Source organism: Krasilnikovia sp. MM14-A1259, from assembly GCF_047159535.1.
Taxonomy (GTDB): Bacteria; Actinomycetota; Actinomycetes; order Mycobacteriales; family Micromonosporaceae; genus Actinoplanes.
This window is the reverse complement of the sequence record NZ_BAAGAJ010000002.1, coordinates 6,497,452-6,510,758: the sequence shown is the minus strand read 5'-3', so window position 1 is coordinate 6,510,758 and position 13,307 is coordinate 6,497,452. Positions and strand designations below refer to the sequence as shown.

The 13,307-nt window shown below is 69.7% G+C and carries 13 protein-coding genes and 1 tRNA gene; 2 read left to right on the top strand and 12 right to left on the bottom strand.

Translation table 11 applies throughout. The features are described from left to right. Positions 1 to 59 precede the first annotated feature (59 nt). The 5 genes from ACMCNK_RS29610 to ssb all read right to left on the bottom strand — a co-directional run bounded on the left by ACMCNK_RS29610 (position 60) and on the right by ssb (position 5,235). On the bottom strand, positions 60 to 1,136 hold the full coding sequence (locus ACMCNK_RS29610) for a M48 family metallopeptidase (protein ID WP_412739623.1): 1,077 nt from the start codon (positions 1,134 to 1,136) through the stop codon (positions 60 to 62). A gap of 56 nt (positions 1,137 to 1,192) precedes the next feature. Then, complete coding sequence (locus ACMCNK_RS29605; protein ID WP_412739622.1) at positions 1,193 to 1,825, bottom strand: uridine kinase; 633 nt, start codon at positions 1,823 to 1,825, stop codon at positions 1,193 to 1,195. Next, entirely contained in the window at positions 1,815 to 3,353 is a 1,539-nt protein-coding gene (locus ACMCNK_RS29600; protein ID WP_412739621.1) for a cobyric acid synthase, read from the bottom strand. Before ACMCNK_RS29600 ends, ACMCNK_RS29605 begins: the two co-directional genes overlap by 11 nt. After that, a complete protein-coding gene (locus ACMCNK_RS29595; RefSeq protein ID WP_412739620.1) occupies positions 3,350 to 4,381 on the bottom strand; it encodes a cobalamin biosynthesis protein in 1,032 nt (343 codons plus the stop codon). The genes ACMCNK_RS29600 and ACMCNK_RS29595 overlap by 4 nt, the downstream gene beginning before the upstream one ends. A 125-nt stretch (positions 4,382 to 4,506) precedes the next feature. Then, positions 4,507 to 5,235: a single-stranded DNA-binding protein gene (ssb, locus tag ACMCNK_RS29590; RefSeq protein ID WP_412739619.1), complete on the bottom strand. Its 729-nt coding sequence runs from the start codon at positions 5,233 to 5,235 to the stop codon at positions 4,507 to 4,509. A 180-nt stretch (positions 5,236 to 5,415) separates the two neighbouring features. Here ssb and ACMCNK_RS29585 point away from each other — a divergent pair, with 180 nt between their 5' ends. Further along, positions 5,416 to 6,438: an alpha/beta hydrolase gene (locus ACMCNK_RS29585; RefSeq protein WP_412739618.1), complete on the top strand. Its 1,023-nt coding sequence runs from the start codon at positions 5,416 to 5,418 to the stop codon at positions 6,436 to 6,438. Between the two features lie 47 nt (positions 6,439 to 6,485). Further along, positions 6,486 to 6,561: transfer RNA gene (locus ACMCNK_RS29580), tRNA-Arg, on the top strand. Positions 6,562 to 6,651: 90 nt separating this feature from the next. Here the strand turns inward: ACMCNK_RS29580 and ACMCNK_RS29575 are convergent. From ACMCNK_RS29575 to ACMCNK_RS29545, 7 genes are all read right to left on the bottom strand, one after another. Then, entirely contained in the window at positions 6,652 to 6,819 is a 168-nt protein-coding gene (locus ACMCNK_RS29575; RefSeq protein ID WP_412741032.1) for a tyrosine-type recombinase/integrase, read from the bottom strand. 295 nt (positions 6,820 to 7,114) lie between these two features. After that, positions 7,115 to 8,404, bottom strand: a complete 1,290-nt coding sequence (gene serS / locus ACMCNK_RS29570; RefSeq protein ID WP_412739617.1) for a serine--tRNA ligase — start codon at positions 8,402 to 8,404, stop codon at positions 7,115 to 7,117. 73 nt (positions 8,405 to 8,477) lie between these two features. Beyond that, positions 8,478 to 9,053, bottom strand: a complete 576-nt coding sequence (locus ACMCNK_RS29565; RefSeq protein ID WP_412739616.1) for a histidine phosphatase family protein — start codon at positions 9,051 to 9,053, stop codon at positions 8,478 to 8,480. Between the two features lie 2 nt (positions 9,054 to 9,055). Continuing rightward, positions 9,056 to 9,958, bottom strand: coding sequence for an aminoglycoside phosphotransferase family protein (locus ACMCNK_RS29560; RefSeq protein ID WP_412739615.1), 903 nt, complete (start codon positions 9,956 to 9,958; stop codon positions 9,056 to 9,058). Positions 9,959 to 9,990: 32 nt separating this feature from the next. Further along, positions 9,991 to 10,992 carry a hypothetical protein gene (locus ACMCNK_RS29555; protein WP_412739614.1) on the bottom strand — a complete coding sequence of 334 codons (1,002 nt, stop codon included), beginning with the start codon at positions 10,990 to 10,992 and terminating at the stop codon, positions 9,991 to 9,993. A 5-nt stretch (positions 10,993 to 10,997) separates the two neighbouring features. Next, the gene (locus tag ACMCNK_RS29550) at positions 10,998 to 12,017 is read right to left on the bottom strand and encodes a hypothetical protein (protein WP_412739613.1); all 1,020 of its coding nucleotides are present in this window, start codon (positions 12,015 to 12,017) and stop codon (positions 10,998 to 11,000) included. A gap of 11 nt (positions 12,018 to 12,028) precedes the next feature. Beyond that, positions 12,029 to 13,300, bottom strand: a complete 1,272-nt coding sequence (locus ACMCNK_RS29545; RefSeq protein ID WP_412739612.1) for a methionine adenosyltransferase — start codon at positions 13,298 to 13,300, stop codon at positions 12,029 to 12,031. Positions 13,301 to 13,307 lie beyond the last annotated feature (7 nt).

Below are 13,307 nucleotides of genomic sequence, written 5' to 3'. Positions count from 1 at the left end.
CCACTGGGGCGGCGCGTCCTGGGGGTCGTCGCCGCCGCGGGCGCATCCGGCCGGCGAGGTCACTGGGGCGGCGCGTCCTGGGGGTCGTCGCCGCCGCGGGCGCGTCCGGCGCCGGCCGCCCACTCGCGGGCCCGGCCGGCAGCGGACCCGGCCAGGTCGGCGGCCCCGCCACCCAGCTTGCGCAGCAGCCCGGCCAGCGGGTCCTGGGAGTTGCTGAACGCCTCCCGGTACGAATCCGCAGCGGCCTTGACGTCCGCGGTGACCGAGGCGTCGCCGTCGTCGTCGCGGCGCGGGTACTCCCCGGCCAGGATGCGGGCGTACGCACCCGAGTCGATCCACCGGCGCAGCTCCGCCGCCCGGGCCACCGGCACCGGATGGGTGCTCCACGCGGTCAGACCGATCTTGTGAATGCTGTCGCGCAGATCCCCGCCCCCGGCGTACTCCGACGCCTGCTCCAGGAACGCCGCCGTGTCGATCTGCGACAGATCACCGCCCCCGGCCAGCTTCATCAGCAGCCGCAACGAAGCCGCCGGATCCTGCCCCGCCAGCAACCCGGCCCGGTCCGCGGACAGCTCCGCCTTGCGCCACCACTCGTACATCGCGGCCATGATCCCGCGCAGGGCGATCGCACCGACCGGCAGCCACGACAACCCGGCCGCCCAGCGGGTGAGGATCGTCATGATCGTGCGGTACACCGCGTGGCCGCTGCGTACGTGTCCCAGCTCGTGCCCGAGCATGGCCCGCAGTTCGTCGTCGTCCAGCCGCTCCACGGCCGCGGTGGTGATGACCACGAACGCACGGTCCATGCCGATGGACTGCCCGTTGATGATCGGCGACTGGTGCACGTACAACTCGGGCAGTTCGGCGACGTCGAGGGCGCTGGCCGCCTCCGCGAATCGCTGGTACACCCGCGGATACTGGCGGTGGTCGACGCGGATGGCACCGGCCAGATACGACAGCCGGAAACCGCGCTCGTTCCACATCCCGAAGAACGTCTTCACGAGATCGTCGAAGCCGCGCAGCTCCCGCAACGCGGTCAGCGCGCCGCGGTCGGCCGGATGCTCCCACGCCCGCGAGCTGATGCCGGTCAAGGTGACCCTGCGCCGCACGGGACGGCTCTCGTCCTCGGTCGTCATCGTCAACCCCGCTCTCGCCGTTGGAGCAACCTGCCGTCGGAGACCACCAGCGTGGCTCAAGCCGGCGCAGGCTGCCAGATCCGCTCGTACTCGTCGTCCCGGCGCTCGGCGGCGCCGTCCACCACCAGGTCTGCGTGGGCTTCGGTGGCATCGGCGGCGAAATGCCGGCGCTCGGCGGCGCGCCACTGCTCAAGGTACGACCGAAAGGCAACGTCGGCACGGTCGCGGGCGAGAACACGCTCGCGGCGCAGCCCGTCCGGTGCGGTGACGAACACCGCCAGGCTCAGCCGCGGCCGGATCGCCCGGCGCGCGCACGACACGCCTTCCAGCAGTACGGCCCGCGCCGGCGCAATCGTGACCGGAGCACCGCCGAACGCACCGCGATCCCACTGGTAGGGCAGGTACGTGGCCGGCCGTCCCGCCCGCAACGGCTCCAGCACCTGCTGCTCGAGGCGCTCCCAGAACGTGAACTGGTCCGCCCAGCCGTCGAGAAGGTCGTCAGTGTGCACGATCGGCGCGCCCAGCACCCCGGCGAGCCGCCGGGCGAACATGGTCTTGCCCGCCCCACTCGGGCCGTCGATCGCGACCAGCCGCACCGGCCCGAGCCGGGGCGGCTTCGCCAGGATCCAGGCCGCCAGCTCGGCGAAGCGTTCCACCGTGCTGCCGGCCGGCTCCGGGTCAGGCTGCACCGGGCGCTCCCGGCGGGATGAACGGCAGTCCGGCGGGCGGGCCTTCGTCGATCAGCCGCCACAGGGCGTCCGTGTCGAGGTGGTTCTCCACGAGGTCGCCGAGGACGTCGAGCGCCCGCTCGCGGACCGCGCCGTACCGCGTGTCGGGGGCGACCACGAAGCCGTGCCGTCCGGCCTGGCGGGTCGCCTCGGTCAGGAAGCGGCGGCGGAACTCGTCGGACTCGAACGCCCCGTGCCAGTGGGTGCCGCAGACGGTGCCCGACACGGCACCTTCCGGGGTGCCGTCGGCATACCGCAGCAGCGGCTCGGGGTCACCGGACGACACGAACCCGTGATGGATCTCGTACCCGTGCACCGGCACCTCGCCGTACGCGGTGCCCCGGGAACGCACGAGCGTCTTGCGGGGGCCGAACGTGACACCGACGGGCAGCAACCCGAGGCCCGGGACCGTCCCGCGACGGCTCTCCACGTCGTCGTGGATGGTCTCGGCCAGCATCTGGAACCCGCCGCAGATGCCGATGAGGGGCTTGCCCGCGGCAGCGTGGGTGTGCACCGCATCGGCAAGGCCGGTCTCCCGCAGCCAGGTGAGGTCACTGACCGTGGCCTTGGAGCCGGGGATCACGACGACGTCCGCGTCGGCGATCTCCGCGGGCTCGATCGTCAACCGCACCTGCACTCCGGGTTCGGCTGCCAGCGCCTCGGCGTCGGTGGCGTTCGAGATGCGGGGCAGCCTGATCACCGCGATGCGCAGCCACTGGCTGCCGCGCGGCGGTCCGGGGCGGCCCAGGACCCGCCCGTACGCCAGGGAATCCTCGGCGTCGAGCCAGATGTCGAGGTCGAACGGCAGCACCCCGTGGACGGGCCGGCCGGTGGCCCGCGCAATCATGTCGAGGCCGGGTTGGAGCAGGCCCGGGTCGCCCCGGAATTTGTTGATGACGAATCCGCTGATCAGCGCCTGATCCTGCGGCTCCAGCAGCGCCACCGTGCCGAACAGGGCGGCGAAGACCCCGCCCCGGTCGATGTCGCCGACCACGATCGTGGGCAGGCCGGCCTGGCGGGCCAGCCCCATATTGACGAAGTCGCCGTCCCTCAGGTTGATCTCGGCCGGGCTGCCCGCGCCCTCGCAGATCACCGCGTCGTACTCGGTCCGCAACTGCGCCAGGGCGGCGTGGGCCGTCTCGGCGAGCCGGGGCCGAAGTTGGCGGTAGTTCGCCGCGGTGACCGTGTCGACCGCCTCGCCGAGCAGCACCACCTGGCTGGACATGTCGCTGCCCGGCTTGAGCAGCACCGGGTTGAACCGGATGTCCGGGGGCAGCCCGCACGCGGCGGCCTGCATGGCCTGCGCGCGGCCGATCTCGCCGCCGCGACCGTCCGGTCCGACGACCACGACCGAGTTGTTCGACATGTTCTGCGCCTTGAACGGCGCCACCTTCACCCCCCGGCGGTGCAGCCACCGGCAGATGCCGGCGGTCAGCACGCTCTTGCCGGCGTCCGACGTCGTCCCCGCGACCAGCAGTCCCCCGCTCACCGCACGCCTCCGCTGCCTGCCGCCGGGCGGCACCGGGATGATCCCCAGCGGCGCAGCATCGGGGTGCGCAAGCGCCGGACGGCACCGGAGCGGGCCAGTGCCAGACCGGCGGCGAGGACCGTCGCGGCTGCTCCCACCGCGCCGGACAGCCGCGCCGCCCCGCGCAGGTGCGCCGCTGACGGACGCGGACCGTCGCCGAGGAACGGCCGCGACTCCGTACGCCCGAAGTACACGTTGCGCCCCCCGAGCCGCACCCCGAGCGCACCCGCCATCGCCGCCTCGCACTGGCCGGCGTTGGGGCTCGGATGATCGTTGCGGTCCCGCCGCCACACCCGCAGCGCCTCGCCCGGCCGGCCACCCGCCAGCGGCGCCGCCACCACGGTCAGGGCCCCGGTGAGCCGGGACGGCAGCAGGTTGAGGACGTCGTCCAGGCGCGCGGCGGGCGTGCCGAAGCGGGCATACCGGGCGGAGCGGTGCCCGACCATCGCGTCCAGAGTGTTGGCGGCGCGGTAGCCGAGCAGACCCGGCAGGCCACCCAGCGCACCCCAGAACAGCGGCGCCACGACCGCGTCCGAGGTGTTCTCGGCGACCGATTCCACCGTGGCGCGGGCCAGTTCCGGGGCGTCGAGCGCGGACGGGTCCCGGCCACACAGGTGACTCAGCCGGCCCCGGGCCGCCGCGAGGTCGCCGTGCTGCAGGTGCCCCGCCATGACCGTGGACTCGCGCCGCAGCGTGCGCCCGCCCAGCACGGTCCAGGTCGCGGCGGCCACCAGGGCGGCACGGGCGACCGGGCGCCGGCGGGTCAGTACGGCCGCCGCCGCGCCGGCAAGCACGGGCACACCGACCGCGGTCATCGCGAACGCGGCTCCCGCCCGCCGGTGTGGCGCATAGACACGGCGCTCCAGGGCGGCGGCGGCCGTCCCGAAGCCGGCAACGGGGTGGAACCGTCGTGGATCCCCGAATGCCGTGTCCAGCGCGTACCCGATCAGCAGACCGACCGCGTCGGCCGACGTTGCCCCCTGCCGCACCGTCGCTCACCTCCGCGGGAACTCTAACGAGCCGGCCGGGGACGCACCGGGGTGAGGCCGCCGTTCCGGGGATTACCGGGGGGAATCGACCCCGGAACGGCGGCGCGTGGGGGGCGGTTGATGGATCAGGCGGGCACGGGCTGGCGTCGGCGCGAGCGGCGCACACCCGCGCGCTCGGCGGCGCCCTGGTCGGACGGCAGCGCTTCGACCGCGATCTCGATGTCGTCGCCCTCGGTGGGCTCGGCATCCAGTGGCACGTCGAGCGGGTCCTGCGCTGGCGTGCCGGACGGCGGGTAGCCGTCGGCGCCCTCGGCGTGCGGGTCGAACCCGCCGGGGGCGGCGCCGGCCAGGTCCAGGAACCCGTCGTCCTCGCCCGGGAGGCCGTCGCCGTAGTGGACGGGTGCCTCGTTCTCAGGCACCAGGTGTGCGGCCTCGCCGCGGACCTGGGTGTCCCCCTCCGGGCCGGCCATCGCCGAGGTGCCGGGCACCGGCCGATTGCGCTGGAACCTGCTCCGGCCACGGGCCAGGTCGTGACCGACGGCGACCGCCTCCATCTCGTACGTGGTGCGCTGGTTGCCTTCACTGTCGGTCCAGTCACGGGTGTAGAGCCGCCCCGCCACGATCACGGGATCTCCCACGGCGATCGACGCGGCCACACCCTCCGCGAGCTTGCGCCAGCAGGTGACCCGTACGCGCAGGTGGTTGCCGTCGACCCAGCGCCCGCTGTCCCGGTCGAGGCGACGTGCCGTCGACGCCACCCGGAAGTTGGCGACCAGGGAGTTGGTGTTGCTGGTGCGACGCCACTCGGGGGCGGTGAGCACGTTGCCCACCACGACGATGTTTGTGTCGAACACTGCCTCTCCTTACCGCTCGTCCGTACCGTTCGGATGTGGGAGGCAGCGTCCCGCAGAACGCGCGGCACCGGCGCGGCGCGCGGCCCCAGGCTGTGGACGGGGGCCGCCTGTGGACAGGCCGTGGAATCCATCCTGATCTGGTATGGACCAGCAGGGGGTACCGGCGGGTAACCTGGCGGGGTGGATATGGACGTCCTGGGCCCGCCGTACGAGCGGCACACCATTGACCTGGGCAGCGACGACGAAGGCCCCGTAGTGGCCACGCTCGTCCGCCGGCGCGCAGAGGTCCCGTCGCGGCGCGCGATTTTGTATGTGCACGGCTTCGTGGACTACTTCTTTCAGACCCACCTGGCCGACTTCTTCGTCGCTCGCGGGTGGGATTTCTACGCCCTCGACCTGCGCAAATACGGCCGGAGTCTGCTCGAGCACCAGACCCCCAACTTCTGCCGCAGCCTCACGGAGTACTACCCCGAGCTGGACGAATCAGCACGAATCATCCGCGAGGTCGACGGGCACGACCAGATGCTGGTCATCGGCCACTCCACGGGTGGGCTGATCACCTCACTGTGGGCACACTCACGGCAGGGCCGGGGCATCGTCGACGGACTGTTCCTCAACAGCCCGTTCTTCGACTTCAACGTGCCGTGGCTGCTGCGCCGTCCGCTGATGAGCATCGCGGTGGGCGCGAACCGCCGCTGGCCGTACCGGGTGATGCCGGTGGCCGGGCTCGGCCTGTACGGCCAGAGCATCCACAGCGAGCACCGTGGCGAGTGGACGTACGACCTGGCCTGGAAGCCACTGCTGGGCTTCCCCGTCCGGTACGGGTGGCTGGATGCGATTCGGCGTGGCCAGAGCAAACTGCGCTCCGGCCTGGCCATCGACGTACCCGTACTCGTCGCCTGCTCGACCCGGACGTTCCGGGGCCGCGCCTGGTCCGAGGACGCCCGGGTGACCGACGCGGTGCTCGATGTGGAGCACATCGCGCGCTGGTCTCCCCAGCTGGGGCCGAGGGTCACGATCACCCGCATCGACGGGGGCATGCACGACCTCACGCTCTCCGGCAAGGACGTTCGCGCGGACGTGTTCCGCGAGCTCGGCCGCTGGGTGGATGCGTTCCTGCCCGCACCGGGCACGCCGGAGATCGTGGTGCCGCCGGCACCGGAGGACGCGGCGGACCCGGAGGTCGAGGCCCCCACCGCGTGACATCAGGCTCGTCAGCCGCGCCTGGGGCCCTTAGTATGTGCTGGCCAGCGCTCGTAGCTCAGCGGATAGAGCAACGGACTTCTAATCCGTCGGTCGCAGGTTCGAATCCTGCCGGGCGCGCCACTACTCGTATCCACCAGGGCATTCGCCCCATCGGCTACGTCGCCTGGGTGTTCTATTACCTGTTTTGTTACCCGTTTTGGCGTCTGAGCGTCACAGGTGCTCGGCTACCGAGGGCTTGTCGCCCATGAGATCGCGGCCAAGGTACACGCTGGCGGTCATGGCCGGATCAGCGTGGCCAAGCTGGTCGGCGATCTGAGCGATCGGCACGCCCGCCTGATCGAGCAGGGTCGCTACGGTACGCCGGAACGTGTGCGGGATGGCCCACGGGAATCCGCTGCCGATGAAGATGCGGGCCAGCGCTCTGTATCACCGGCGGAAAGAGGTGGAGGGTAAAGAAGTTTCGATCAACCGAAGCTGTGTAGGCGTTACGCCTTCGAGGGGCCTCCGGCCCCAGTCGGCTTCGCAGCTTGTTGTGATGTTGAGCTGAAGAGCCATTCGCCAACTGTCATCGCTTCGCGGGGTAGGGGTATGACCCCCTACCCCGTTTCGCTGGCACCGCTACGTCTTAGCAGCTGAGATTGCGCCACAGTTTCAGAGCCGTCGTGACTGTATGTTACTCGGTCAGACCGCTGAGGAGAATTCGACGGAATCCGGTGTACGGAACCAGGACTTCGGGAATGCGCACGCTGCCATCGGCTTCCTGGTTCTGTTCGAGGATGGCGACAAGCGTTCGACCGACCGGAAGCCCGGAGCCGTTCAGCGTTGCAGCGAAGCCACGCTTGCCGTCGCGGTCGACGTACCGGATGTTCGCTCGCCGTCCCTGGAAGGTCGAGCAGTCTGAACAGCTTGAGATCTCGCGGTAGCGATCCTGCGTCGGGATCCAGACCTCGATGTCATACGTGAACTGGGCAGCGAAGCTGATGTCGCCGGCAGGGAGAGCTACCACCCGATACGCCAGGCCAAGATCGCGCAGGCAGGCCTCAGCGTGCCCGAGCATGATCTCCAGTTCCTTCGACGATTCGTCAGGGTGGCAGATCCGCACCATCTCCACCTTGGAGAACTCGTGGACCCTGATCAGCCCACGGGTATCGCGCCCGTAGGAACCCGCCTCGGAGCGGAAGCACGGCGTGTGGGCCGTCAGCGCGACGGGCAACTGGTCGGCCTTGATCGCTGTGCCGGCGTAGAGGTTGGTGAGCGGCACCTCCGCGGTGGGGATCAGGAACAGTTCCCGGTCACCCACGGATGTCTTGAACAGGTCCTGCTCGAACTTCGGGAGTTGCCCGGTGCCGGTCATCGTTTCGCGCGTCACCAGCGACGGGACGGCGTGCTCGACGTAGCCGTGCTGCCGCGTCTGCTTGGTGATGAGGAACTGGCCGATCGCCCGTTCCAGCGCTGCGCCAGCGCCCTTGAGCACGGCGAACCGTGGACCGGACAGCTTCGTCGCCGCCGGGAAGTCGAAGATGCCGAGGCGCTCGCCGAGGTCAACGTGGTCCACCGGGTCGAAGTCGAACACCGGAGGTGTGCCTTCGCGGCGGATCTCGACGGCGAACTCGTCGCTGTCGCCGTCGGGACAGCGGTCCTCGGGAAGGTTGGGGATCTGCAGGAGCATGTCGCGCAGCGCGGCATCATTCGCGCTGCTGGTCTCCTCCAGCTCCTGAATGCGCCGCTTGACCGCTCGCGCCTGCTCCGCGAGATCCTCCGTCGGTTCACCCTTACGGGCCGCCGCTTGGACGGCGGAGGCGAGCCGCTTCGATTCGGCCCGCGCGTTGTCGGCGTTCTGGATGGCGCTGTTGCGGTCGGAGGAGAGCCTCTGCAACAGCTCCATGTCCAGGCTGTACCCCCGCCGGGCCAGCTTGCGGACAGCATCGGTCGCGGGGTCGAGCAGGTGCCTCGGGTCGTGCATCGTCGCTCCGTCCGGTGTTCAGCCGATTCATCAGGTTAGTGCACCTGGCCTGCCAGGCGCCCAAGCACATCCCTCAAATGCCTCCATCGCGACTCATTCCGCCGGCGATCAGTTCGCGAAGCTGGTGATCCGCGAGCGGCAGCGCGTGAACGTAGGGGCTTTCCGGGAGGTCGTGGTCGTCGAGCGACCCGTTCCGCATGAGTTGCAAGATCATCGAGATCATGAGTCCGTGGCCGACAACGAGCCGCGGGCCGGGCATGGCGAGCTGCTGACGCAGACCGGCCATGATCCGGTGGGCGGCTGCGCGCCGAGACTCTCCGCCCGGCGGTGCGACGTCAGCTCCGTGATCCCGCAGCCATGTCCCGTAGGTCATCCAGGGGCCATTCTCGAACCGGCCGTAGCTGATTTCGTTGAGCCTCGGATCGATCATCCGCGGAACGGACTCCGCCACGATGAGGCTTGCGGTCTGCCGCGTACGCGGGAACTCCGACACGACGCACGTCGCGATCCTCGCCGCCGACGGTTCCGCTGCGGCGCGGCGGCATTGCTCGATGCCCACGTCGTCCAGGAACACCATCCGCGACGGATCACCGTTCGCGGTGTACGAGCGGCTAAGGCTGGTACGCCCGCGCCTCAGCAGGTAGGTCACCGTCAAGGCTGCTCCCGGAGGTGGGACTGGACGGCCGGCGTTCGCAGGAGCGCAAGGCTTCGGCGTGCGCCGTCCCGGTCGTCCGTGTTGATCTGGTGCGCAAGTCCGTTGAGCGCGACGACAGCGACCCACGTCAGGACCAGGCGTCGATCGATCCCGCTGGTCCTGCCGGCCAACGCGAGACGCTCGTCGAGCCCCGTTGGCGAGTAGAACGCGCACCAGAAGGCCCAGTCGAAGGCGGCAGGCCCTCGCAGTCCTCGGGGGTCGATGAAGACCGGCACGCCAGCCGTGTCGAACAGGACGTTGGCCTCATAAAGATCGGCGTGCAGCACGACAGGCGTCTGGTTTCCGCGCAGGGACCATTCGCAGGCTCTGATCAGCCTGTCGATCGGAATGGACGTGCCGAGCGTCCCGCGGCGGTGGATGGCCAGCAACCTGGGTCGGATCTCGCGGACGAAGTTGTCGGCCAGCGCGGGAAGGTCCGTCGTCGCCGGTGCGGGACGAGCATGGAGCGATGGCATGGCTGCGGCGACCCGCAGCTGATGGTCGGCCGGGCGTGGTCCTCCGCCTGGTGCGCCGCCGATCGCGCGCAGCAGGAGTATGCGCTGAGCGCGGTCGTGATGCAACACCGTGCTCGGGCCGTCGGTAGCCCAATGGGTGAGCGCGGCCAGTTCGGAGCTGAAGCGCGATTGCGAAGGGATGAGCTTCATCATGACGGGCTGGCCGCCCCCGGTGTATCCGTGTGCCAGCACCGAGGTCCAGCCGTCGTCATGGAAGCCGTCAAGCTCGACGTTCCAGCAGGCGGCCATCTCGGTGGCCTGTCGGGGAGCGGACGCGAGCCATGGCCGGATGCTTGGGCCATAATGCTGGGTCAGCCGGTAGGTCACTCCCGCGGGCAGTTTCATGGTGGTTCCTACGCCGTTGGGTTGGCTGCTCATCAGGCGACCTGCCTGAGCGGGTACCCGGAGGAAGGTCGAGTTCGGCGCAGGACCTCCGCTTCGAGCCGGGTTGCTGTGTGTGGCCATGGCGTACCGGACAGTCCGAGGCAGTTCCAGTAGCGATGGTGTTCCCGAACGATCCGGCCGAGGCCCGTCGCGGCGATCGTGGTGTCGATGTCCTGGGCGACGGAGCGGAGCGCCGAGCCCACCCCGCGCGGGCCTGGCTTGATCCCCGCCATGATCAGCAGGACTGCGGTACGCGTGGCGTCGAGGAGGGCAAGGTCGTGCCGACTGCCGAGATCACCGAAAGCGGCTTCGGACCACGTTCGCGCTCCAAGAAGCCATCGCAGCCGTTCCAGGCCGCTGCCGATGTCCGTAGCCATGAAGCGGCGGTCGGTGGTGTTCCACAGGAGGACTGCGTCCCCGAGCCCCCGCCCGTCGCAGTCGATGAACAAAGTGATGCCAGAAACCGGGGGCCTCTGCCAGGCGCGGAGGGACCCATGAATGGTCAGGCGGCCGGCATGGATCCCGATGGCCGAGAGCGCCGACAGCCAGCCGTCGAGCAGACGCACATGATCGTCCGCGGAGCCGACCCGCTGGACGTAGGAGACGTTGGCGAACGAAGTCAGGTAGCCGTCCTCAAGGCGGCCGTCGACTGCCCGGCTTCCGGTGAACCGCACGACCGGCTGCGCCAGGAAGCCTTCGCGCCACACGAAAGGGCTACGGTCCTTCAGCCAGGGATCCAGCGCTTGGACCGCGGAGATGGTCAGGTCCGTGTCGCGGTTCCAGCGCTGGGGCAGCAGCGCGTCACCGACGCGCAGGCCGACGCCGGCCAGGGCACGGCGAAGACCGTCCAGAAGCTGCGCAGGTGAGGGACACGATCGTCGTCGACCGGCGAGCGTACGTCGGCGCGGCACCATGCGGAACCCATCCGCGTCGGCCCCGATGTCCCAGCGGTCCTCGAACCTGGCGACAAGCGCGGTATGCAGCTCTACCGTCAAGGCGTTCACCGTAGGCCCGCCAACGCCTCGAAATGACGGACGGGATCGAAGCGCCGAAGACCGACGTGCTGCACCGTACCCGGGTCCATGCGATCGGTGGCCGTGACAGCCGCGCAGAGCGCCTCCACCGCGGCTGCTTCACCGGATCCGGGCGGTATGACGGCGACCGCACCCGTGTCGTGGCACAGCGCGGCCTCAGGGCAGGTTCCGGGCCGCCAGGCAAGCGCGGCGACCGGAGTGCCAGCGCGGATGGCGTCACCAAAGACGGCCGCACCTGCCTCGACGTAGTCGGGCGCGCAGGTGTAGACGAGGGTGCCGGCCTCGGCCAGCGCCTTGGACTTCTCCATGCCGCCCAGCTCGCCCACCCACGCCACCTCGGCGGTGTCAAAGTCGGCTGCGTGCTGGAAGACGTATTCGCGGTCATGCACAGGACCGATGAGGCGTAGCCTCCGGCCCAGCCGGGCGGCGACGCGAGCGGCAAGGTGCGGTGCCTTGTCCGCGCAGATCCGCCCCAGCCAGACCAGGTAGTCACCCTCACGGGCGGGAAGCGGTTCCTCATCCGTGCCAATCTGGACGCTCAACTCCGGGCGCGGATGGTGCGCCCGGTAGAGCTGGACCATCTCGTCCGAGTAGCAGTAGAGGCGGGTACGGCTGCCGTCGAAGGTTCCGGCTGGATGGACGAAGCGGGGATCATGCTGAAACGTGGCGATGGTGCACCCGAGTCGTTCCGCGGTCCACCGCCACGCGGGCAGTGCGGGGTACTCGTGGCCCGCGACGATCAGGTCAAGGCCCAACCCAACCAACGCATCGAGGCGCTTGTCTGGCGCTCGAAGGTCTTCGAGCCGGAGATCCAGGCGGCCGAAGGTCGGCGGTAGGTCCGTCCGCCATTGCGGCCCGAGGAGATGGACGGTGGCGCCCCACTCCTGGGCGCCGACCGCGACGGCCCACAACCAGCGCTCGATGCTGCCGTAGCCGCGCGGCGGGAACGCGTAGGCGGAAGGGTAGTCGCAGATTCCGACGATCATGTTTCTGCTCCTCACGCGGTCCGCTCGTGCCCGGCAAGCAGGTCTTCGGTCAGCGCCGGGAAGCGGTCCAGTTCGTGCTGGACGCGTTCCTCGACCGCCTGGTGGTCGATATCGGTGCCGGTCATCCGGACGACGGCCTGCCAGGGTGACGCGAGCGCCTGACCCGTTGCGCTGATCAGGTGGACCTCGACGAATCCTCCGAACTGCTCCTGCAGGATGGCCGCGATCCGTTGAGCAGCGATGTTGTAAAGCTTGCCGACGTGGTAGACGGGGTTCTTGCCATTGACGCCTTCCAGGTTCATCGGCCGTAGCGGTGTGATCAGGCCAGATGCCCGGTTCCCGCGGCCCACCACGCCCTCGTCGCCGGATTCGATCGAACTTCCGGTGACCGTCAGGTAGATCTCGTCCCGCTCCACGAGGTCACGCGCGTTGAGGGTGAGCCCGACCTTTCGATCCGGCAGGAACCGTCGGCCGAGGTCCTCGGCGAACTCGACGATCTCGGCAGTGTTCCGTACGTATGCCGACCGGCTCGGCACCTGCGAACTGATCTGCGGCACGCAGAAGACGAAATCGGCTCGGCGTTCGTCGGCGAGCGCCATCACCTTGACATCGGTGCCGCACCACGGCCGGTCCCGACGGAAGTCGCTGTCGCCGGACAGCGCGTCGGTGAGCGTGAGGACGAACTGCTCAACCTCGTTCAGCGGCGCCCACCCGGTGCCGATCGAGGTGTCGTTGGAGAGCAGCACGCGGTGCTCGCGGAGCTGCTCGACCGAGGTCGGCGCGAACCACGACGTTCGCTCAGGCTCGTGGGCTCCGGTATGCACCGCTCCCGGGCTTGAGTTCGACGTGACGTTCAACTCGACGACGAAGCGGTCGCCCAGATGAGGCAGCCTGCGCTGCATGAAGCGCCGAACGGTCTCCTGGATGATGTCGTCCACCGGGACGGTGACCGATCCACAACGACGCGTGGCCCGCCCGTTGACCAGCACTCGCACCGGGGCGACCATCCAGCCGCCCCCGTATCGCACCTGCGAGGAACCGCCAAGGAGCGCCAGCTTGTCGAAGTTGTGGTGCAGGATGGCGCCCACCGCGTCCCTGGTGTGCAGGGCGTAGGCCCGGGAGAGTTCCTCGGCAAGGTGATCGGCGAGGGTGTCGGGATGCCCGAATCCCTTGCGTTCGATGATCGACAGGGCGGGCGCCTTGCTGATGCCGGTTTCGATGGTCAGCCGAGATTCGCCCCCGGTGGTGCAGGGCAGTGGTGTCATGGAGAGCTGGGTGGTCATGGTCTTC

Excerpts from the sequence above, each read along its gene's own strand:
- ACMCNK_RS29610 (WP_412739623.1), bottom strand. The coding sequence starts at position 1,136 with ATGACGACCGAGGACGAGAGCCGTCCCGTGCGGCGCAGGGTCACCTTG.
- serS (WP_412739617.1), bottom strand. The coding sequence starts at position 8,404 with ATGCACGACCCGAGGCACCTGCTCGACCCCGCGACCGATGCTGTCCGC.
- ACMCNK_RS29560 (WP_412739615.1), bottom strand. The coding sequence starts at position 9,958 with ATGAAACTGCCCGCGGGAGTGACCTACCGGCTGACCCAGCATTATGGC.
- ACMCNK_RS29550 (WP_412739613.1), bottom strand. The coding sequence starts at position 12,017 with ATGATCGTCGGAATCTGCGACTACCCTTCCGCCTACGCGTTCCCGCCG.
- ACMCNK_RS29545 (WP_412739612.1), bottom strand. The coding sequence starts at position 13,300 with ATGACCACCCAGCTCTCCATGACACCACTGCCCTGCACCACCGGGGGC.